The 20,288-nt window shown below is 63.2% G+C and carries 18 protein-coding genes and 2 riboswitches; of the genes, 11 read left to right on the top strand and 7 right to left on the bottom strand.

Going from position 1 to position 20,288, the window contains the following annotated elements:
• Positions 1-76 precede the first annotated feature (76 nt).
• The 3 genes from gcvP to gcvT form a co-directional block, all read right to left on the bottom strand.
• On the bottom strand, positions 77-2,965 hold the full coding sequence (gene gcvP / locus V1279_RS21335; protein ID WP_334439766.1) for an aminomethyl-transferring glycine dehydrogenase: 2,889 nt from the start codon (positions 2,963-2,965) through the stop codon (positions 77-79).
• A gap of 123 nt (positions 2,966-3,088) precedes the next feature.
• A complete protein-coding gene (gene gcvH / locus V1279_RS21330; RefSeq protein ID WP_334439763.1) occupies positions 3,089-3,454 on the bottom strand; it encodes a glycine cleavage system protein GcvH in 366 nt (121 codons plus the stop codon).
• A 33-nt stretch (positions 3,455-3,487) separates the two neighbouring features.
• Positions 3,488-4,633: a glycine cleavage system aminomethyltransferase GcvT gene (gene gcvT / locus V1279_RS21325; protein WP_334439760.1), complete on the bottom strand. Its 1,146-nt coding sequence runs from the start codon at positions 4,631-4,633 to the stop codon at positions 3,488-3,490.
• Between the two features lie 55 nt (positions 4,634-4,688).
• Positions 4,689-4,767, bottom strand: a riboswitch (glycine riboswitch).
• A 3-nt stretch (positions 4,768-4,770) separates the two neighbouring features.
• A riboswitch (glycine riboswitch) is annotated at positions 4,771-4,861 on the bottom strand.
• Positions 4,862-5,076: 215 nt separating this feature from the next.
• On the opposite strand from gcvT, the gene alaS reads away from it, so the two are divergent.
• The 4 genes from alaS (at position 5,077) to V1279_RS21305 (ending at position 9,851) form a co-directional block, all read left to right on the top strand.
• Complete coding sequence (alaS, locus tag V1279_RS21320; protein WP_334439757.1) at positions 5,077-7,752, top strand: alanine--tRNA ligase; 2,676 nt, start codon at positions 5,077-5,079, stop codon at positions 7,750-7,752.
• A gap of 291 nt (positions 7,753-8,043) precedes the next feature.
• Positions 8,044-8,268 (top strand): hypothetical protein, encoded by a 225-nt coding sequence (locus V1279_RS21315; RefSeq protein ID WP_334439754.1) that lies wholly within the window; start codon positions 8,044-8,046, stop codon positions 8,266-8,268.
• 564 nt (positions 8,269-8,832) lie between these two features.
• Positions 8,833-9,015, top strand: coding sequence for a hypothetical protein (locus tag V1279_RS21310; RefSeq protein ID WP_334439751.1), 183 nt, complete (start codon positions 8,833-8,835; stop codon positions 9,013-9,015).
• A 161-nt stretch (positions 9,016-9,176) separates the two neighbouring features.
• Complete coding sequence (locus V1279_RS21305) at positions 9,177-9,851, top strand: DUF2270 domain-containing protein (RefSeq protein ID WP_334439748.1); 675 nt, start codon at positions 9,177-9,179, stop codon at positions 9,849-9,851.
• 56 nt (positions 9,852-9,907) lie between these two features.
• On the opposite strand, the gene V1279_RS21300 is transcribed toward V1279_RS21305, so the two are convergent.
• The 3 genes from V1279_RS21300 to V1279_RS21290 all read right to left on the bottom strand — a co-directional run bounded on the left by V1279_RS21300 (position 9,908) and on the right by V1279_RS21290 (position 12,428).
• Complete coding sequence (locus V1279_RS21300) at positions 9,908-10,414, bottom strand: DUF3455 domain-containing protein (protein ID WP_334439746.1); 507 nt, start codon at positions 10,412-10,414, stop codon at positions 9,908-9,910.
• A gap of 103 nt (positions 10,415-10,517) precedes the next feature.
• On the bottom strand, positions 10,518-10,991 hold the full coding sequence (locus tag V1279_RS21295; protein ID WP_334446508.1) for a DUF3455 domain-containing protein: 474 nt from the start codon (positions 10,989-10,991) through the stop codon (positions 10,518-10,520).
• Positions 10,992-11,213: 222 nt separating this feature from the next.
• Positions 11,214-12,428 carry an NADP-dependent isocitrate dehydrogenase gene (locus V1279_RS21290; protein WP_334439744.1) on the bottom strand — a complete coding sequence of 405 codons (1,215 nt, stop codon included), beginning with the start codon at positions 12,426-12,428 and terminating at the stop codon, positions 11,214-11,216.
• A gap of 415 nt (positions 12,429-12,843) precedes the next feature.
• On the opposite strand from V1279_RS21290, the gene V1279_RS21285 reads away from it, so the two are divergent.
• From V1279_RS21285 to V1279_RS21275, 3 genes are all read left to right on the top strand, one after another.
• Entirely contained in the window at positions 12,844-14,049 is a 1,206-nt protein-coding gene (locus V1279_RS21285) for a TrmJ/YjtD family RNA methyltransferase (RefSeq protein WP_334446506.1), read from the top strand.
• Positions 14,050-14,153: 104 nt separating this feature from the next.
• Complete coding sequence (locus tag V1279_RS21280) at positions 14,154-14,786, top strand: DUF1326 domain-containing protein (RefSeq protein ID WP_334439741.1); 633 nt, start codon at positions 14,154-14,156, stop codon at positions 14,784-14,786.
• Between the two features lie 51 nt (positions 14,787-14,837).
• Entirely contained in the window at positions 14,838-15,635 is a 798-nt protein-coding gene (locus V1279_RS21275; protein WP_334439738.1) for a DUF2182 domain-containing protein, read from the top strand.
• Positions 15,636-15,653: 18 nt separating this feature from the next.
• Here V1279_RS21275 and V1279_RS21270 read toward each other — a convergent pair whose 3' ends face one another.
• Entirely contained in the window at positions 15,654-16,298 is a 645-nt protein-coding gene (locus V1279_RS21270; RefSeq protein WP_334439736.1) for a TetR/AcrR family transcriptional regulator, read from the bottom strand.
• Positions 16,299-16,523: 225 nt separating this feature from the next.
• Here V1279_RS21270 and V1279_RS21265 point away from each other — a divergent pair, with 225 nt between their 5' ends.
• The 4 genes from V1279_RS21265 (at position 16,524) to V1279_RS21250 (ending at position 19,943) form a co-directional block, all read left to right on the top strand.
• Positions 16,524-17,066, top strand: a complete 543-nt coding sequence (locus V1279_RS21265) for an OsmC family protein (RefSeq protein WP_334439733.1) — start codon at positions 16,524-16,526, stop codon at positions 17,064-17,066.
• Between the two features lie 51 nt (positions 17,067-17,117).
• Complete coding sequence (locus V1279_RS21260; protein WP_334439730.1) at positions 17,118-18,239, top strand: acyl-CoA dehydrogenase family protein; 1,122 nt, start codon at positions 17,118-17,120, stop codon at positions 18,237-18,239.
• Positions 18,240-18,289: 50 nt separating this feature from the next.
• A complete protein-coding gene (locus V1279_RS21255; RefSeq protein WP_334439727.1) occupies positions 18,290-19,168 on the top strand; it encodes a sulfurtransferase in 879 nt (292 codons plus the stop codon).
• A 127-nt stretch (positions 19,169-19,295) separates the two neighbouring features.
• Complete coding sequence (locus tag V1279_RS21250; RefSeq protein WP_334439725.1) at positions 19,296-19,943, top strand: hypothetical protein; 648 nt, start codon at positions 19,296-19,298, stop codon at positions 19,941-19,943.
• Positions 19,944-20,288 lie beyond the last annotated feature (345 nt).

Below are 20,288 nucleotides of genomic sequence, written 5' to 3'. Positions count from 1 at the left end.
CGAAACCCATCGCGGCTATCATCGCAGATGCGGCACGATGATGGGTATCGCTTCGCTCCACCCATCCTACAAGGCGCTACTCCGCGGCTTGCGCGTAATCCGCGACCGGCGGGCACGAGCACACCAAATTGCGGTCGCCATAGACGTTGTCGACGCGGCCCACCGGGCACCAGTATTTGTCCGTGCGCGAGACGCCGTCGGGGAAGCAACCCGTGGCGCGGCTATAGGCGCGGTTCCACGCATCGTCGACGATGTCGTGCACGGTGTGCGGGGCGTGGCGCAAGGGCGAGGCTTCGACCTTCCAGCGGCCGATTTCGATCTCCGTGATCTCGCTTCGGATCGCGATCATGGCGTCGCAGAAGCGATCCAGCTCCGCCTTCGATTCCGATTCGGTCGGCTCGATCATCAGCGTGCCCGGCACCGGGAAACTCATGGTGGGCGCGTGGAAGCCGTAGTCGATCAGCCGCTTTGCAATATCGTCGACGGTGACGCCGCTCGTGGTTTTCAGCGGGCGAGGATCGACGATGCATTCATGGGCGACGCGGCCTTTTGCATTTCTGTAGAGCACCGGGAAATGCGGATCGAGCCGGTTGGCGATGTAGTTGGCGTTGAGGATCGCGATCTCCGTGGCGCGCCTCAAGCCTTCGCCGCCCATCATCAAAATGTAGATGTAGGAAATGGTCAGGATCGAGGCCGAGCCTGCCGGCGCCGCCGACACCGGTCCCACGGAAGCCGGCGCCGTGCCGTCGGTGGCGGGGTGGCAATTTGAAGGATGACTTGGCAGATAGGGCGCAAGATGTGCCTTGACGCCGATCGGCCCCATCCCCGGGCCGCCGCCGCCATGCGGAATGCAGAAGGTCTTGTGCAGATTGAGATGCGAGACGTCGGCGCCGTAATCGCCAGGCCGCGACAGCCCGACCTGGGCATTCATGTTGGCGCCGTCGAGATAGACCTGGCCGCCGTGGCTGTGAACGATGTCGCAGATCTCGCTGATGTGCTCCTCGAACACGCCATGCGTCGAGGGATAGGTGATCATCACAGCTGCGAGATTTTTCGAATGCTTCTCCGCCTTGGTGCGGAGGTCGTCGACATCGACGTCGCCTCTGATGTCGCAGGCGGTCACCACCACTTCCATGCCGGCCATGTGGGCGGAGGCCGGATTGGTGCCGTGCGCGGAGGAGGGGATCAGGCACACCTTGCGGTGCGGCTCGCCGCGCGCGGCATGATAGGCGCGGATCGCGAGCAGCCCGGCATATTCGCCCTGCGCGCCGGAATTCGGCTGCAGCGAGACCGCGTCATAACCGGTGATGTCGCACAGCCATTGTTCCAGCCGCTTGAACAACGCGTGATAGCCGCGGGCCTGCTCGCTAGGTGCGAACGGATGCAGGCTGCCGAACTCGGGCCAGGTCAGCGGAATCATTTCCGTGGTCGCGTTCAGCTTCATGGTGCAGGAGCCGAGCGGGATCATCGCCCGGTCGAGCGCGAGGTCGCGATCACTGAGCTTGCGCATATAGCGCAACAATTCAGTCTCGGAGCGGTGCGTATGGAACACGGGATGGACAAGGAAGGCGCTGTCGCGCTTCAATTCGAGGGGAAGCGTTTCGCGCGCCGTGACCTCGACGTCGGCATAGGAAAGCTTGCCGCCGAACGCGCGCCACACCGCCTCGACGACGGCAGGCGTGGTGGTCTCGTCGACCGCAATCCCAAGCGTGCCGTTACCGATCCGCAGATTGATCTTTTCGGCGAGCGCGCGCGCGACGATCTCGCTCTGCTTTCCGCCGGCCTGAACCGTGACGGTATCGAAGAAGGCCTGCGACGTCGGCGCAAAGCCGAGCTTTGCCAGTCCCGCCGCCAGCACCACCGCGCGCCGGTGCACGGTGCGCGCGATATGCGTCAGCCCCTCGGGGCCGTGATAGACCGCATACATCGAGGCGATCACCGCCAGCAGCACCTGCGCGGTGCAGATGTTGGAGGTGGCCTTTTCGCGGCGGATATGCTGTTCGCGGGTCTGCAGCGCCAGCCGATAGGCCGGCTGTCCCCGCGAATCCACCGACAGTCCGACGATGCGGCCGGGCAGCGAGCGTTTTAAAGCATCGCGCACCGCCATATAGGCCGCGTGCGGGCCGCCATAGCCCATCGGCACGCCAAAGCGTTGCGCCGATCCGATGGCGATATCGGCGCCGAGTTCGCCGGGCGAAGCGATCAGCGTCTGCGCCAGCAGATCGGCCGCCATGACGGCAAGCGCCCCCTTGGCGCGCAGCGCCGCGATCGCGGGCCTGAGGTCGCGCACCGCGCCTGATGTGCCCGGATACTGCAACAGGCCGCCGAACACCTCGGCGGAATCGAGATCGGTGAGGGGGTCGCCGACGATCAGATTCCAGCCGAGCGGCTCAGCGCGGGTGCGCAGCACCGCGAGCGTCTGCGGATGCACCTCGGCATCGACGAAGAACGATTTGGTCTTTACCTGCGACGCCCGCTCGGCGAGCGCCATCGCCTCGGCCGCGGCGGTTGCTTCATCGAGCAGCGAGGCGTTGGCGACGTCGAGCCCGGTGAGGTCGCAAATCATGGTCTGGAAGTTGAACAGCGCCTCCAGCCGGCCCTGGCTGATCTCCGGCTGATACGGCGTATAGGCCGTGTACCAGGCCGGGTTCTCCAGGATGTTGCGCTGGATCACCGCGGGCAGGATGGTGCCGGAATAGCCTTGGCCGATCAGCGAGGTGAATACTTGGTTCTGTGCGGCGAGCTCACGCATATGCGCCAGCGCCTCGGTTTCGCTCAACGCAGGGCCGAGGTCGAGCGGCGTCTTCTGCCGGATCGACGACGGCAGCGTCTGGCTCATCAGCTCAGTGAGGCTGTTCGCGCCGACGCTATTCAGCATCGCACTGATGTCGCGGGGCGAGGGGCCGATATGCCGGCGCACGAAATCGGTGGCGGCTTCGGCGGTGGTTTTCAGCGGCGCGTTCATGGGTCTTTCCTCGTCACGTAGCAGGGAGCAGTTACTCCGTCATGCCCGGCCTTGTGCCGGGCATCCACGTCTTCCTTGGCGCCCGTGGATGGCCGGGACAAGCCCGGCCATGACGGCGGATATTCACGCCGTATGTGCCTTGTAAGCGGCTTCATCCATCAGGCCGTCGAGTTCGCTCTTGTCCGCAATCTTGAGCTTGAAGAACCAGGCCTTGCCGCCGGCGTCGGAATTCACCAGCGCGGGTTCTGCGGCGAGCGCCTCGTTGACTTCGACCACCTCGCCCGATATTGGCGCGTAGACGTCCGAGGCGGCCTTTACCGATTCGACCACGGCGGCGGCTTCGGCCTTTTTCAGGGAGCGGCCGACCTTGGGCAGTTCGATGAACACGACGTCACCGAGCTGCGATTGCGCATAGTCGGTGACCCCGATGGTGGCGACATCGCCCTCGATACGGAGCCATTCATGGTCTGATGTGAACAACGTCGTCATGAAACGTCCTCTGGTGATCTAGCGTTTGCAGAACTAGCGTTTGTAAGTGTTGGGAACGAAGGGCATGGCTGCGACCTGCAGCGGCAGGCGCTGGCCGCGCACTTCGGCAAAAACTTGCGTGCCGTTGGCGGACAGCGATGTCGGCAGATAGCCCATCGCCACCGGCGCATTGAGGCTGGGTCCGAAGCCGCCCGAGGTGACCTTGCCGATCGCTTCGCTTGAGGCGGCGTCCGCAAACAGCAGCGCGCCTTCGCGCACCGGCGCGCGGCCCTCGGCGCGCAGGCCGACGCGGCGGCGCGATGCGCCTTTTTCAAACTGCGAGAGGATATCGTCCGCGCCGGGAAATCCGCCGGCGCGGGCACCACCCGTGCGACGGCTCTTCTGCACCGACCATTCCAGTGCGCCCTCGACCGGCGTCGTCGTGGTGTCGAGGTCGTGGCCGTAGAGGCAAAGGCCGGCCTCGAGCCGCAGGCTGTCGCGCGCGCCCAATCCGATCGGCAGCACGTCGGGGTCTTCGAGCAGCATCGTCACCAGCGCCTCGGCCTGTGCGGCCGGTACCGAAATCTCAAAACCGTCCTCGCCGGTGTAGCCGGACCGCGAGACGAAACAGTCGAAGCTGGAGACCTTGCGCGGGCCGGTATCCATGAACCGCATCGCCGACACGTCTGCACCAAGTCTCGCCAGAGCCCGTTCGGCCTTCGGTCCCTGCAGCGCGATCAGGCCGCGATCAGCCAGCGAATCGATGACGCAGGTCTCGGAGAGATGCGCGCGCAGATGCGCTTCGTCTTCGGCCTTGCAGGCGGCATTGACGACCAGAAACAGGTGGTCGCCGAAATTCGCCACCATCAGATCGTCGAGAATGCCGCCGTCTTCATTGGTGAACTGGGCGTAACGCTGCCGCCCCGGCGCAACCGCCACGATGTCCTGTGGCACCAGCCGTTCCAGCGCCAGCGCCGCATCGGCGACCTGGCCTGATTTGGGACGCAGCACGAGCTGGCCCATATGCGAGACGTCGAACAGCCCGGCGGCGCTTCTTGTGTGCAGATGCTCCTTCAGCACGCCGGCCGGGAATTGCACCGGCATCGCGTAACCCGCGAAGGGAACCAGCTTGCCGCCGCGCGCCACATGGAGCGCGTGCAATGGTGTGCGTTTCAGTGAGGATTCGTCTTTCGCCAGCATCCGTCAGGCCCTCGTGGGTTCCGGAGACCAGCCTCCGAAAACCCAAAGAAAGCCCCATCTGTCGCTGTGCCTGAGAGTATTATCCCGTCGGCGGACGCCCTGGGCCAAAGCCGCCCGGCGTCACTTTCCAGATGCTATTTCGTCACGCGGTCCGTTTGCCTGAGAGTTTCCGGGGCGGTTGCTCCTTCGGCGCCGGCGCTTAAGCCGATCTCTCCCGACGTGACGTCTAGAATATAGGTAGAAAAACACAGGCCTGCCAAGCCTGTCAACGCAGCCGCAGCATTATCAACGGGATGTGCGTGCCCATCTTGTGTGCTGCGGCAAGCCTATGATCCGCCTGCACAGTTTCTGGACACCGCAGGCCGCCTTGTCTAAAAGCGTTCCGCCGGAAGGTTTAAGAGCTGGTTGCGGCCTGACCCGGCCCTATTTCCGATTGGATGAACATGAGCGGCGTCAACGAGATCAGGTCGAAATTCTTGGATTTCTTTGCGGAGAACGGCCACGAGATCGTGCCGTCGTCGCCGCTCGTGCCGCGCAACGATCCGACCCTGATGTTCACCAACGCCGGCATGGTGCAGTTCAAGAACGTCTTCACGGGGGTCGAGAAGCGGCCCTACCAGCGTGCCACCACCTCGCAGAAATGCGTGCGCGCCGGCGGCAAGCACAACGACCTCGACAATGTCGGCTACACTGCGCGGCATCACACCTTTTTTGAGATGCTGGGCAATTTCTCGTTCGGCGATTACTTCAAGGATCGCGCGATCGAGCTCGCCTGGAATCTCGTCACCAAGGAATTCGGCCTGCCGAAGGACAAGCTCACGGCGACCGTCTATATCGACGACGACGAAGCATTCAATCTCTGGAAGAAGATCGCTGGTCTCCCGGAGTCGCGCATCATCCGCATCGCCGGCTCCGACAATTTCTGGCAGATGGGCGACACCGGCCCGTGCGGTCCGTGCTCGGAAATCTTCTACGATCACGGCGACAAGATCTGGGGCGGCCCTCCGGGTTCCGCCGAGCAGGACGGCGACCGCTTCATCGAGATCTGGAATCTCGTGTTCATGCAGTTCGAGCAGCTCGAAGGCGGCGCGCGCAACCCGCTGCCAAAGCCCTCGATCGACACCGGCGCGGGGCTGGAGCGCGTCGCGGCCGTTCTTCAAGGCAAGCACGACAATTACGATATCGACCTGTTCGTGGCGCTTGTCCGCGCGATCTCGGAATTAACCGGTGCCGATCCGCAAGGGCCGCAGAAGGCGTCGCTGCGCGTGATCGCCGACCATCTGCGCGCGTCATCGTTCCTGATTTCGGACGGCGTGCTGCCCTCGAACGAAGGCCGCGGCTATGTGCTGCGCCGGATCATGCGCCGCGCCATGCGCCATGCGCAGCTACTCGGCGCGCGCGAACCCTTGATGCATCGCCTGGTCTGGGCGCTGGTGCGCGAGATGGGCCAGGCCTATCCCGAACTGGTGCGCGCCGAAAAGCTGATCGAGGAAACGCTGCGGCTGGAAGAGACGCGCTTCCGCAAGACGCTGGAGCGCGGCTTGTCGATCCTCGACGAAAAGAGCAGTGGCCTGAAGAAGGGCGACATGTTCGACGGCGATACCGCGTTCACGCTGTACGACACCTATGGCTTCCCGTTGGACCTCACGCAGGACGCGCTGAAGTCGCGCGGCATCAGCGTCGATCAGGCTTCGTTCACCGACGCGATGGAGAAGCAGAAAGCCAAGGCGCGGGCGTCGTGGTCGGGAAGCGGCGATACCGCCAGCGAGAACGTCTGGTTTCCCTTGCGCGAAAAGCTCGGCGCCACCGAATTCCTCGGCTATGACACCGAGAGCGCCGAAGGCGTGGTCACCGCGCTGGTGAAGGACGGCAAGGACGCCGATAGTCTCAAAGCCGGCGAGAGCGGCGCGATCGTGCTGAACCAGACGCCGTTTTATGCCGAGTCCGGCGGCCAGGTCGGCGATACCGGCCTGCTGACGGGCGAGGGCGTCAAGTTCCGCGTCACGGACACGCAGAAGAAGGCCGGCGATCTCTTCGTCCATCTTGGCACGGTGGAGCAGGGCACGCTCAAGGTGGGCACCGCGCTGCAGCTCGAAGTCGATCACACGCGCCGGTCATCGATCCGCTCGCATCACTCGGCGACGCATCTGCTGCATGAGGCGCTGCGGCAGGTGCTCGGCGACCATATCGCCCAGCGCGGCTCGCTGGTGGCGCCGGATCGGCTGCGCTTCGACTTCGTGCATCCAAAACCGATCACGGCGGAAGAGCTCGCCCGCGTCGAGGATATAGCGAACGAAGTCGTGCTCGAAAACGACGAGGTCACGACGCGGCTGATGGGGGTGGACGACGCCCGCGAGGCCGGCGCGCGAGCCCTGTTCGGCGAAAAATACGGCGACGAGGTCCGCGTGGTTTCGATGGGCAAGCAGGCCCGCGCGCAAGGGACCAACGCGCTCGGCTGGTCGGTCGAATTGTGCGGCGGCACCCATGTGCGCCGCACCGGCGATATCGGGCTCATTTCAGTGACCGGCGAAAGCGCGGTGGCTTCCGGCGTTCGGCGCATCGAAGCGCTGACCGGACGTCACGCGCGCAAGCACGCCAATGACACGATGTCGATCGCCAAGACCGCGGCGTTGGAGCTGCGCACCTCGGTCGACGACATGCCGGCGCGCATCGCGGCGCTGATGGAAGAGCGCAAGAAGCTCGAACGCGATCTGTCGGATGCGCGCAAGAAGCTGGCGATGGGCGGCGGCGCGACCAATGGCGCGGCGGCAGCCGGCGGTGTGCGCGAAGCGGGCGGCGTCAAGCTGCTGGCCCGTGCGGTCGAGGGCGTCGAGACCAAGGATCTGAAGAGCCTGGTCGACGACGGCAAGAAGCAGATCGGCTCCGGCGTCGTCGCGATCGTCGGCGTCACCGAGGACGGCAAGGCCGGCATCGTCGTCGGTGTCACCGCGGATCTCACCGCGCGCTTCAACGCAGTCGAACTGGTGCGCAAGGGCTCCGAAGCGCTCGGCGGCAAGGGCGGCGGCGGCCGGCCCGACATGGCGCAGGCCGGCGGGCCTGATGGAGCCAAGGCCAACGCCGCGCTGTCGGCAATCGAACAGGCGATGGCTGGCGCTTGAGCGCAGACAAGCCGGCGCGTGGACTCATAAACGCACAAGGCCAGAATCTGCTGGCTCGACCCGGTCGCAAAGCGAACGGGATGGGAAGTCGCGCGTGTGAAGGCGAAGATCGGTGAGCTCGAGATAAACAATCTCTGAACTGCTCGTTCGGCCGGCGTTCACGTCAACCCTTTAGGGTCTCCATCCAGGAACTGAAAGTTAGTGCCCCGTAGACGGTGTTCCCGGCCGTGGAACCGACCCCACGCCACCCAATAATCTACGCAGGGACACACTCACAATGGAGGAGACATCATGAAGAAGTTTCTCATTCCGGCGGCTGCCGCAGCATTCATGACAGGCGCTGCCTACGCTCAGACGGGATTCTATGTCGTGCAAGATACCTCCACGAAGAAATGCACCATCGTGGACAAGAAGCCGACCACCGCCACCACTGTCGTTGTTGACGAGGGCAAGGTGTTCAAGTCGCGCACCGCAGCTGAAACCGGAATGAAGACCATGAAGGTCTGCGCGAACTAAGGGGACGGTGGCGAGAAACGATAATGCCGCTCCCATCGAAAAGTGAGAGGCCGCCGAAGCGGCCTCTCTAATCACGGCACATAGCAACTGGAGGATCAGAGAATGTCGAAAGCAATGCGCAAATATGTGTTCGGCGCCGCAGCGGCAACTGCACTTTTCGTATTTCCGATCTCGGCCTTTTCCCAATCCATTGAGGTTGGACCGGGAGGCGTCCGAGTGTACGACGGTCGAGGAGGGCAATGCGAGCAATTGCGGCGTGCCTGCGAAAACAAGGACGCGCTGGGGGAGCGGGGCGAAGGAAATTGCCGCAGATACCGTGAGACCTGCCAAAGGCCCGTTCGCAGGGACGTGTGCGCCGAATTGAGACAAGCCTGCCTCAACAAGGACGAACTGGGCGAACGAGGCGAAGGAAATTGCCGCAGGTATCGCGAGACTTGTAGAGGTCGGTTGTAAAGGTCGCTAATTCTTGGTGTTGCAGCGTGGTCCGGCATCGCCCGGACCGCCCCGCACACCGGTCATCCCGAGGCCGCCTTGGTTGGCGGCCTCGTTCATATCAGGACAAGCTTGCGACGTTGCCTGTCGGCACAGCGCGTCATTTCACTGCGCTTCGAATTTGATACGGCGCGATTCAACGTAGTCGAACTGGTGCGCGAGGGCTCCGAAACGCTCGGCCGCAAGGGCGGCGGCGGGCGGCCCGAGATGGCGAGCCGCAAGGCGCGACCCAATGCGGACGCCAGGTCGGGATAGTGCGGTGCACCGCTCTATTGCGCGATCCTGTTGCTGGCAATTCGACCTCAGGGCGAGCATAGTTGCGGCATCACAATTCCGGATAGGTTCATCGGCGTTGATGATATGGACTCTCCCGGTCAACGCCGGTGATCCGCGGTTCGGACAACCGGAGTCCCGCCATGTCTGTTACGGCTTCCAGCGAAACACACCACCAGCACACCTTCAATTCTGCTGAAATGGGCGCCATCGCCCATCTCTACCGGGGCGAAGTCTACCGTTCGACGATCTGGAGAACGCGGCTCGACAACACGACCAACTGGGCGATCGTCACAATGGGCATCGCCCTGTCGACGACCTTTTCGAGCCCGGAGGCTTCTCCCCTGCCACTCCTGCTCGTAGGCCTGCTCATTGCCGTGTTTCTCGGCATGGAGGCGCGACGTTATCGCTACTTCAATGTCTGGCGCGCCCGAGCTCGATGGATGGAGATGAATTTCTACGCGCCAATATTCACCGGTGAAGCCCGCGACGATAGCTGGCAGGCGATTCTCGGGCGCGACTACACTGCGCCCCGCCACCACATTTCGTTTGTCCGCGCGGCGGGGCGGCGGCTGCGCCGCAACTACGTCTGGATTCTCGCCGTCCAGGTGATTGCCTATTACGGCAAGATAGCGATCCATCCGACGCCTGTGTCAACGTTGGCGGAATATGTCGACCGCGCCGCCGTCGGACCGATTCCCGGCTGGGTCGTTCTGATGGTAGGCTTTGCCTACAATTTCGGCTGGCTGGCGTTCGCGCTCGGCACGATGTGGCTCGACCAACGCGAGCACAGGAGCGACAAGGTGGCGATGGGTTAGCGGTAGCGCGAAGCGCGTATTCACGCCAAGTGTCCCGGCCATGACGGATAAAGCGTTCAGCTTTTGCGCAGGAATACGTAGTCGGCTGAGTAGGGAGCATTGCGATAGGTGCCCGGCTTGTCGCAGGCGCCTTCGAGCTTTCCGCCTGATGTATTGATCCGCTGCACGGTGGTGACGCCGTTGAGAAGCCCGGTGCCGCGCCCGGCTGTCACGTTCAGCTTCAGCCACGGAATATCGTTCGCCGTCGCACCGGGGGCGTTGCCGACCGCCTTGCCGATGATGGCGCTAGAGTCGATGTGTTCCCAGTTCGGCCCGGTGTAGTGCCGGCCGACGGTCTTGCCGTCGAGCAATAATGTCGCGATCGGTTCGCGGAACGCCCAGGCCAGCTTGCCGTCGCTACCAGCCTTGCATTCGTAGACCTGCGCGCCCTCGGCGTGGAGCGTGAGCACGATCGTTTCGCCGGGCGCGGCGATGGCGTCGGGAAGTGGTGTCTGGGCGGAGGCGCTCAAAACTGACGCCGACGACAAAAGCAGAGCGAGTGCGGTATTCCGGATAATCGGCATCATGAATCCATGGTGTTGGCCCCGAAGGACCAACACCATTATCAGCCAATTATGCCATCGCCTTGGCGAGGTTGTCCGAAACCATCCGGATGGCAGCGTCGTATCAGCCCTTGCGCAGGAACACGTAATCGGCCGAGTAGGGGACGCTTTCATAGGTGCCTGCCTTGTAGCAGGCGCCATTGAGCTTTCCACCCACCGTGTTGATCCGTTGCACTGTCGTCGCCGGACTGAGAACACCGCTGCCGCGCCGGGAAGTCACTCCGAGCTTCAGCCAGGGAATGTCGTTCGCGACGGTGCCTGGGGCCGTGCCGACGACCTGGCCGACCACCGCGCTGCCGTCGCTGTACTCCCAGTTCGGTCCGGCATAATGCCGGCCGACCGTCTTGCCGTCCGAAAAAAGCGTCGCGATCGGCTCGCGAAACGCCCAGGCGAGTGCGCCGTCGGCGCTGGTCTTGCATTCGTAGACCTGCGCGCCTTCGGCATGCAGCGTGAGTATTGCGGTTTCACCCGGAGCAGCGATGGCCTCGGGAAGTGATTTCTGGGCGGCCGCGTTGACGAGCGACCCGGTGAGAAAGATGGCAGTGAGTACGGCGTTCTTAGGGAACGACACGGTAATGCTCCGTCGTTGGTTTTCTGTCACTGCGAGCCAACGGGCCGCGCGAATGCGCGGCCCAGCGACAGGCTCCGAGCAATCCATCGTGCCCCAAGCTGAGACATGGATTGCTCGTCGCTCTGCCCCTTGCGCAAACGCTTCGCGTTTGTCGCAGGCAATGACGTGGAGGGAGTCGTGAAGGGTGGCTTACGCCGCCATCGCCTTGGCGAGGTTGTCCGAAACCTTGTCGAGGAAGCCGGTCGTGGACAGCCAGCGCTGGTCGGCGCCGACCAGCAGCGCGAGGTCCTTGGTCATGTAGCCTTCCTCGACGGTCGCAACGCAGACCTTTTCCAGCGTGTCGGCGAATTTCGCCAGCGCCTCGTTGTTGTCGAGCTTGGCGCGGTGGGACAGGCCGCGGGTCCAGGCGAAGATCGACGCGATCGAATTGGTCGAGGTCTCCTTGCCCTTCTGGTGCTCGCGGTAGTGCCGGGTCACCGTGCCGTGCGCGGCTTCGGCTTCCACCGTCTTGCCGTCGGGCGTCAGCAGCACCGAGGTCATCAGGCCGAGCGAACCGTAGCCCTGCGCCACCGTATCCGACTGCACGTCGCCGTCGTAGTTCTTGCAGGCCCAGACATAGCCGCCGGACCATTTCAGCGCCGAAGCCACCATGTCGTCGATCAGACGGTGTTCGTAGGTCAGCCGCTTGGCCTCGAATTCCTTCTTGAACTCGCGGTCGTAGATGTCCTGGAAGATGTCCTTGAAGCGGCCGTCATAGACCTTGAGAATCGTGTTCTTGGTCGAGAGGTAGACCGGATAGCCGCGCAGCAGGCCGTAGTTCAGCGAGGCGCGAGCGAAGTCGATGATGGAATCATCGAGATTGTACATTCCCATCGCGACGCCGGCTTCGGGGGCCTTGAACACTTCCCTCTCGATCACGGTGCCGTCCTCGCCGACGAACTTCATCGAGAGTGTGCCCTTGCCGGGGAACTTGAAGTCGGTGGCGCGGTACTGGTCGCCATAGGCGTGGCGGCCGATGATGATCGGCTTGGTCCAGCCGGGAACCAGGCGCGGCACGTTCTTGCAGATGATCGGCTCGCGGAAGATCACGCCGCCGAGGATGTTGCGGATGGTGCCGTTCGGCGACTTCCACATCTCCTTCAGGCCGAATTCCTTCACCCGGGCCTCGTCGGGGGTGATGGTGGCGCATTTGACGCCAACACCGACCTTCTTGATGGCGTTGGCGGCGTCGATCGTGACCTGGTCGTTGGTCTGGTCGCGGTACTCCATTCCGAGGTCAAAATACAAAAGCTCGACATCCAGGAACGGGGTGATCAGCTTGTCCTTGATGTACTGCCAGATGATCCGGGTCATCTCGTCGCCATCGAGTTCGACGACGGGGTTGGTCACCTTGATTTTTGCCATGACGGAGGGGGCCTTTTCTTCGGAAAACCGCGCGTTTGGGGCGGGGTGGGATGATTATAGGCGGCCTATAGCACTGCAAACCGGCTGGCGAAAGCCAAGCCGTTATGCACTTTCAGCCCATCCTTTAGATTAGATTGCTGCCTGGGTCGCCGTCCCCGCCACCACATACCAGGTCACGAACAGGCCGCAGATCAGGCGCCCGGCAGGCTGGAGCCGGTCCGCCGCCAGGTGAAGGTCGCGATCACGGCGCATATCGCCAAGAACGGCACGAAGCGCTACTAACCCGATTCTCAGCCTTGAGAATTCCGAAAACGGGCAAATGATAAGGCTTTGAATCGTGCCGCGTCGCGCGCTGGTTCAAAACCTTCATATGTTGAATCAACTTCAGAAGTTGAATCAGAAAGTGAAGCTACGAATGTCCGGTTCGGGCACCGATAAAACCAAGTCTGGTTGGGACTTAGCTGGACCTGTTGTGATCCTTGTCGAGCCGCAGCTCGGCGAGAATATCGGCATGGCGGCGCGGGCGATGGGCAACTTCGCGCTTTCGCGTCTGCGGATCGTCAATCCGCGCGACGGCTGGCCGAACATCGCGGCGCAGCGGGCGGCCGCCGGCGCCGACCAGATTCTGGAGCAGGCGCAACTGTTCGACACGGTCGAGCAGGCGGTCGCCGACCTGACCTTGCTGTTTGCCACCACCGCCCGCGCCCATGACCAGGCCAAGCCGGTGGTCGCCCCGATGGAAGCGGCGGCCGAGATCGTGGCCCATGTCGGCGGCGGTGGCGGGGCCGGCATCCTGTTCGGCCGGGAGCGCTACGGCCTCCAGAACGAGGAGGTGGCGCTCGCCAACCGGATCATCACCTTCCCGGTCAATCCCGGCTTCGCCTCGCTCAATCTGGCGCAGGCGGTGCTGTTGATCGGCTATGAGTGGTTCAAGCTGTCGACCGGCGGCGCCTTGCCGTTCGCGATGCCCGAACGTTCCGAGCCGGCCTCGCAGCACCAGATGCAGGCCTTCTTCGACAATCTGGTCCGGGAACTCGACAAGGTCGAATTCCTCCGCCCGCGCGAGAAGCGGGAGACCATGCTGGTGAACCTGCGCAACATCTTCACCCGGATGGACCCGACCAAGCAGGACATGCACACCCTGCATGGGGTGGTGATGGCGATCGCCGAAGGCCGCAAGGGTCCGGCCAAAGGGGGCGTGCTGGACGGCGAGCAGGCCACAAGGCTGCGCGCTTTGCTGGCCGAGCACGGGCAGGGCCCGGCGGTGCCCGGCGACAGCTCTACCGTGCGCGGGCTCGCCCGGCTGCTGCGGCGGAACCCGACCGACGCCGAGCGCGTCCTGTGGCAGGCGCTGACCCGCGATCGGCGTTTTGCCGGCCAGTTCAAGCGCCAGACGCCGGTGGGGCGCCACATTCCGGATTTCGTCTCCTTCGTCCACCGGCTGGCGATCGAGCTGGTCAATCCGAACGAGTCGGAGGCCATTGTCGCCGACCGTGCCAACCGGACGACGTGGCTAGAGGCGCGCGATTACCGCGTGATCGAGATGCGGGTCGCCGATGTGGAGGCGGATCTGGAAGCGGAACTGACGCGGCTGGAAGCGAGCCTGCGTGAACGTGGTTAGGGCAGCCCGCTCCCTGTCCCTGAGGACACAAACGGGGTAAGCTCGCCTCTGAGGAGCATTTCAGGCGGCTGCTGTCCAATCGAATACGCAACGGGAGGTGTGCGATGGCTACATCTGACTGGCGTCTCGAAGGCGAATGGATCAAGAACTGCAATTGCGCGTTTGGCTGTCCGTGCGATTTCAACGCCCTGCCGACCGAGGGCTATTGCAAGGGCCTGGTCGGCATGCGGATCACCAAGGGACATTTCGAGAAAACCAAACTCGACGGCCTGGTCTTCGCAGCCACCGTTGATTTTCCCGGCGCGCTGCACGAGGGCAATGGCCAGCTGCAGCCGATCATCGACGAGCGCGCGACGGCGGAACAGCGCGAAGCGCTGTTCAACATCATGTCGGGCAAGTTCTCCGCCGAAGGCACGCTGTTCCACATCTTCAGCCTGATCGTCACCAAAATGCACGAACCGCTGTTCGCGCCCATCGAGTTCTCGTTCGACAAGAATGGACGCGTCGCGCGTGTCGTGGCCAAGGGCGTGCTCGAGACCGAGGTCGAGCCGATCAAGAATCCGGTGACCGGAGCGCCGCACCGCATTCAGGTGGTGATGCCCGAAGGATTCGAGCACCTGGCGGCCGAGGTCGCTTCGGCCAACATCCGCTCGACCGGTGCCATAAAATTCGAAACCAAGGGCACGCATAGTTCGCTCGCCAACGTCGTCCAGACGCCGGAGGGCGTCGCGGCCTAGCGCCGCACCCGAATCCAACTCTACGTGCCGCTCCAGCAGCGGGGTGGATTCATGATGAGGACCTCGGCGCTCGAGCAGACCCTGCGGTACGATCGCCTGATCGTGGCAATCGGAATAGCCACGGTGGTCGCATTCTCCTGGTCCTATCTGCTTGCCGGCGCCGGCATCGACATGAGCATGGCCGACATGCCGATGGACCCGGAGCCGTGGTCGTTGGCCCAGGCATGGCTCATGTTCGCGATGTGGTGGGTGATGATGGTCGCGATGATGGTGCCCAGCGCAGCCCCCATGGTCCTACTGTTCGCCGCCATCAAGCGCAAGCAGGCGACTGCGGACAGTCCCGTCATCGCAAGCTGGCTGTTTCTGGCCGGCTATCTCGTGATCTGGGCAGGCTTCAGCCTCATCGCGGTCTCGCTGCAGTGGGGACTTGATCAGGCCGGGCTGCTGTCCGGCATGATGGCGAGCACCAGCAGCGTGCTCGCCGGGATCATCCTGCTTGCGGCCGGGCTCTATCAGTTGACGCCGATCAAGCGCGCCTGCCTTCGATACTGCCAGAGCCCGTTGCTGTTCCTCTCGAGCTACTGGCAACGCGGCACCATGGGCGCGCTGCGCATGGGATTCCGGCACGGCGCTTATTGCGTCGGCTGTTGCTGGTTCCTGATGGCGCTGCTTTTCGTCAGCGGTGTCATGAACCTGGCCTGGGTCGCAGCCGTCGCGATCTATGTCGCCTTCGAGAGGCTGCTGCCGCGCAGCCAATGGCTCAGCCGCGCCGCGGGCGTGGGCCTGATTGTGGCTGGCGCAGTTGTCCTCGCGCGCGGCCTGACCGCCACGGCTTCCGCGTCCCTCTAGCTCGTCATCGCCGGTGCCTCAGACGGCGACAAGTTCTGCAGGGCTACGCTTCGGCTTCTTCATTCTGGACGGCCCGAACAGATTGCCCGCGACGAGGCCTGCGGTGTCGGCGACGCCCGGGTCGCGCGAGACCATGGCGGCGACGATGGCGCCGTCGATCAGCAGCGCTAGCTGATGGGCGAGTATTCGCGGCTCGGTCGCGCCCATTTCAGCGGCGAGCTTTTCGATATGCGCCAGCACGACCTTCTTGTGGCGCAGCGCGATGTTGCGGAACTGCTTGGCGTCCTTGTCGTGCTCGGCGACCGCGTTGATGAAGGGACAGCCGTAGAAACGCTCCTCTGCGAACCAGCGCTTCAGCGCCGGAAAAATCCGCTTAAGCTTCGCCTGCGCGTCACCGCCGCCATCTTCCATCGCGCCGATGAACCATTCGCGCCACGCCTTGCCTTCGCTTTCCAGCACGGCGTTGACGAGGTTGGTCTTGGAGCCGAACAATTTGTAGAGCGTGGTCTTGGCGGTGCCGGCCTCGTCGATGATCGCATCGATCCCGGTGGCGTTGATACCGTTCTTGCAGAACAGATGCGTCGCAGCGCTGAGCAGGCGTCCGCGTGCGGATTCTTCATAGCCTGCCGCGACAGTTTTCCTCTTTGAAACCGATTTGCCCATGCGCGCCAGTTAATCGAACCGCGGCGCAATCATCAAGCCGCATCTTTGCGTCGAAAGTAATCGCAAGCACGCGGCAACTGCATCGCGCGTGAGCAGCCCCGCGCTGACCAATTTCCGGGCAGGCACAGCTAAGCGGCGAGAGACGTTCGGCTTTTGATTTTGGCTGCTCCTGGCACGCTTAATGCAGGAAACAGAACGTTCAGTATCCTACTAGGGAGAGAAATGATGACCGCGGTCGCTCAAAAAACGGTGCTCACAGGCTGCCTGGCGCCGATCGACAAAAATGGGCTCGAGCAGCTCATCGCCAACGGCAAGGCCAATCCGAAGGTCATCAAGACCTTGAAGTGCAAGACGGTGGCGGAGGGCAAGTTCCGCCACGCCAACTACATCCGCAACCTCGCGCCCTACATCGTCGACGAACCGCCGGGCCTGCTCGGCGACGACACCGCGCCCAATCCGTCGGAGGCGTCATTGGCCGCGCTGGGCTCGTGCCTTGCGGTCGGCCTGCACGCCAACGCCGTTCACCGCGGCTGGATCGTCAACAAGCTCGAACTCGAACTGGAAGGCGATCTCAACATCACGGCGGTGTGGGGCACCGGCGACGTCAGCGAGAAACCGGTCGGTTTCACCGATGTCCGCGTCAAGGTCGACATGGAATGCGAGGGCGTTCCGAAGAGCGAGATCGATGCGCTGGTGGCGCATGTCAAGAAGTGGTCGCCGGTCGCCAACACCTTCACTCGCCCGGTCAATCTCGAAGTCAACGCTTAAACAGCCACGACAAGCCTTTGAGTGCGAACAGTCTTGGGTGCGGAGGGTTTCATGGGTTCATTGGCGGTATCCCGGCTCGCGGTAGACGATCTCCCATCGGCATCGATCGCCGATCAGGTCGGGATAATCGCGCGCAAAGACCTCGCACCCCTGGCGAGCGCCATCGATGAAGGCACGGTCTATCCCGATGCGCTGCTCAAGCGCCTTGGCGATGCCGGTGCGTGGGGCAGCCATCAACCGATGAATGGCGCGGCCGATTTGCGCTGCGCCATTCAATCGATCGCAGCGCTAGGCGAAGTCTGCGGCGCCACCGCCTTCATGGCGTGGTGCCAGAACACGCTGGTCTGGTACGCCTCGAATTCGGGCAATCCAAAGCTCGTCGCCAAGTTTGCTGGCAAGTTCGCCAGCGGCGAGATCCTCGGCGGCACCGGGCTGTCCAACCCGATGAAGAGTTTTTTCGGCATCGAGAAGCTCAAGCTGAAAGGCCGCAAGGTGGAAGGCGGTTACGTCGTGCGCGGCGCGCTGCCCTGGGTGTCGAACCTCGGCGCCGATCATTTCTTCGGCACCATCTTCGAGCGCGAGGACGAGCATGGCGGCATCGTGATGTTCCTCGCCGACTGCTCCAATCCCGCGATCACGCTGCAGCCGTGCAAGCCGTTCCTGGCGATGGACGGCACCGGCACCTATGGCGTGCAGTTCCGCGATGTCTTCGTGCCGGACGAATTGATCCTGGCCGAGCCGGCGGGGCCGTTCGTCAAGAAGATCCGCGCAGGGTTCATCCTGCTGCAGGTCGGCATGGCGCTGGGTCTCATCAAGGATTGCATCCAGATCATGGACGAGGTCGAGGCGCCGCTCGGCCACGTCAACCGCTACCTGCCGCAGCAACCGGTTCAGTTCCGCGAACTCCATGCCGAGTTCGAGAAGGAGGCCATGGCGCTCGCGCGCGACCCCTACAGCGCCGACGACAGCTACTGGCGGCGCGTGGTGGCGCTTCGCCTGCGCGCCGGCGATGCCAGCGTCGCGGCCGCGCATGCGGCAATGCTCCATTGCGGCGCGCGGGGCTACCTGAAGAGCCACCGCGCGCAGCGGAGGCTTCGCGAAGCCTATTTCGTTGCCATCGTCACGCCCGCCACCAAGCAGCTTCGCAAGATGCTGGCCGGCGACGAGCACTAAAGGGATTTCCGATCGACCCCAACCAGCAACCATAACAGGAGAGGCCTGCCATGACGGACGTTCTGATTACTGCCGGCGAACTCGCGGAATTCCTCAAGCAAGAGCCGTGTGTCATCATCGACACCCGCAATCCCGAGGCTTACGGCGCGGGGCATCTCGCAGGCGCCGTCAATGTCCATGAAATCTTCACTTACCTCGCGACCTCGACGCCGGAAGGCATGCAGGAGCTGAAGACGAAATTCGCCGACGCGTTCGGCGCCGCCGGGCTTTCGGGTAAAGAGACCGCGGTCATCTACGAACAGTCGATGAATTCCGGCTTCGGCCAGTCCTGCCGAGGCTATTACCTGCTCACCATGCTCGGCTATCCCAAGATCAAGGTGCTGCATGGCGGCTACGATGCCTGGGTGGCGGCCGGCCTGCCGGTGACTACGGACGTGCCGTCGCCGGTGAAGGCGTCGTTCTCGGTTCTGCCCGAAGCCGGCGACATCCTGATCGACGCCAAGACCATGCTCGCCGCCGTCGGCAAGGCCGGTATCGCCTTGCTCGACGTCCGCGATATCGATGAGTGGATCGGCGAGAGCTCTTCGCCTTATGGGAAAGACTTCTGCCCGCGCAAGGGACGCATCCCCGGCGCCGTCTGGCTCGAATGGTACCGCATGATGAAGCCAACTGCGGAAGGGCCGCGCTTCAAGTCGAAGAACGAAATCCTGGCGGAATGCGCCACCGTCGGCATAACCCAGAGCACGCCGGTCTATCTCTACTGCTTCAAGGGCGCGCGTGCCTCGAACACCTTCCTCGCATTGAAGAACGCCGGCGTGAAGGATGTCCGGATGTATTTCGGCTCCTGGAACGAATGGTCGCGCGATCCGTCGTTGCCGATCGAGGAGGGCCTGCCGACGGAGGCCAAGCTCACCACCAAGGCGGCGTAAGCAATGCGTCTGATGGTTGCGGCCTGATTCGACCGATCAGGTTGCAACCTCGCGGCCTGCGATATCGACGCAACATCGCCAATGGGTGGAACCGCGCCATGGCAACGCTCTGGCGTTCCCGATATCCGTGGGTATAATTGCGGCACAGGTGGTGGTCGCGCGGATGTCGATGTTCTCACGCAGATTTGGTCTCGCATTGGTCGCAGCGATGCTGTGCCTGGGCGCACGCACGGCCAACGCCCAGGCCTCACCGGTGAATTACTGGATCCCGGGCTGGCCGATGGGCTTCAGCGGAGATGCGGGCGAGAGCCCGAACGCGTACGGGAGCTTTCCGAGCTTCGACTTCCGCGACGTCGGAAACGGCTCTTCCTATGCGCGGTACAATTTTTCGAACGGCTTTTTTGTCGGCAGCCAGCGCAGCAGCATGGGCCTCAGCGGGATCAGCCAGAGTGCGTTCGGCAGTTTCGGTTCGCTCTATAGCGAAGGCGTGCAGTTCGGCTACAGCTTGAAGAACAGCGGCTTGCCCGTCACCTTCTATGCCGGATTCGACACGCTGAAATACAATACCGGCATCGGCGGCCCGTTCGCGCCGTTCGACTCCAAGTCCGGCACGCTGCCGATCTCCAGCGTGAATGCCGGCGTCGAATTCCAGGCGACGTCGAATCTCAGCCTGTCGCTCGGGGTCGGCTACGTCCAGCAGTCGGGCCGGATCGACAGCGAGTTCAACTCGCTGCCCGGCGCCTCGCCGTTCGCCGTCGGCGGCCGCCGCTATTAGGGCATATACTCGTAATTGAGTCAGGTCCGCTTTACTTTAATATACCCTCAACAGCGGCACGAAGTCGAACGTCGCCGGATGTCCGAGTTGGGCCTAGCTGTGTGTGGCAAGGAGGCCAAGGCATGAGGATAGTAATCGTAGCTTTTGGAGCGGCCCTAGTCCTGTGTAGCCTGAGCACGTTTAGTACCGCAGCGCATGCGCAGGCCAATGTCGTTCGTGAACCACGGGAAAGGCCTATCATCAGGGTGCCCGTGGTAAGGACAACTCCTTACTGGGATTACTATATTGTTCCACGATATCGTTATCGCCCTGAGGACGACCGGGTCGATCCATGCGGCGGGCCCG

The organism is Bradyrhizobium sp. AZCC 1610, from assembly GCF_036924515.1.
Taxonomy (GTDB): domain Bacteria; phylum Pseudomonadota; class Alphaproteobacteria; order Rhizobiales; family Xanthobacteraceae; genus Bradyrhizobium.
The sequence above is the reverse complement of the archived record's forward strand: the minus strand, read 5'-3'. Positions and strand labels throughout refer to the sequence as shown.

Bases quoted from the DNA above. Each gene is read 5' to 3' on its own strand.
- gcvP (WP_334439766.1), bottom strand. From the start codon at position 2,965: ATGAACGCGCCGCTGAAAACCACCGCCGAAGCCGCCACCGATTTCGTG.
- gcvH (WP_334439763.1), bottom strand. From the start codon at position 3,454: ATGACGACGTTGTTCACATCAGACCATGAATGGCTCCGTATCGAGGGC.
- gcvT (WP_334439760.1), bottom strand. From the start codon at position 4,633: ATGCTGGCGAAAGACGAATCCTCACTGAAACGCACACCATTGCACGCG.
- alaS (WP_334439757.1), top strand. From the start codon at position 5,077: ATGAGCGGCGTCAACGAGATCAGGTCGAAATTCTTGGATTTCTTTGCG.
- V1279_RS21315 (WP_334439754.1), top strand. From the start codon at position 8,044: ATGAAGAAGTTTCTCATTCCGGCGGCTGCCGCAGCATTCATGACAGGC.
- V1279_RS21305 (WP_334439748.1), top strand. From the start codon at position 9,177: ATGTCTGTTACGGCTTCCAGCGAAACACACCACCAGCACACCTTCAAT.
- V1279_RS21300 (WP_334439746.1), bottom strand. From the start codon at position 10,414: ATGCCGATTATCCGGAATACCGCACTCGCTCTGCTTTTGTCGTCGGCG.
- V1279_RS21290 (WP_334439744.1), bottom strand. From the start codon at position 12,428: ATGGCAAAAATCAAGGTGACCAACCCCGTCGTCGAACTCGATGGCGAC.
- V1279_RS21285 (WP_334446506.1), top strand. From the start codon at position 12,844: ATGTCCGGTTCGGGCACCGATAAAACCAAGTCTGGTTGGGACTTAGCT.
- V1279_RS21280 (WP_334439741.1), top strand. From the start codon at position 14,154: ATGGCTACATCTGACTGGCGTCTCGAAGGCGAATGGATCAAGAACTGC.
- V1279_RS21275 (WP_334439738.1), top strand. From the start codon at position 14,838: ATGATGAGGACCTCGGCGCTCGAGCAGACCCTGCGGTACGATCGCCTG.
- V1279_RS21270 (WP_334439736.1), bottom strand. From the start codon at position 16,298: ATGGGCAAATCGGTTTCAAAGAGGAAAACTGTCGCGGCAGGCTATGAA.
- V1279_RS21265 (WP_334439733.1), top strand. From the start codon at position 16,524: ATGACCGCGGTCGCTCAAAAAACGGTGCTCACAGGCTGCCTGGCGCCG.
- V1279_RS21260 (WP_334439730.1), top strand. From the start codon at position 17,118: ATGGGTTCATTGGCGGTATCCCGGCTCGCGGTAGACGATCTCCCATCG.
- V1279_RS21255 (WP_334439727.1), top strand. From the start codon at position 18,290: ATGACGGACGTTCTGATTACTGCCGGCGAACTCGCGGAATTCCTCAAG.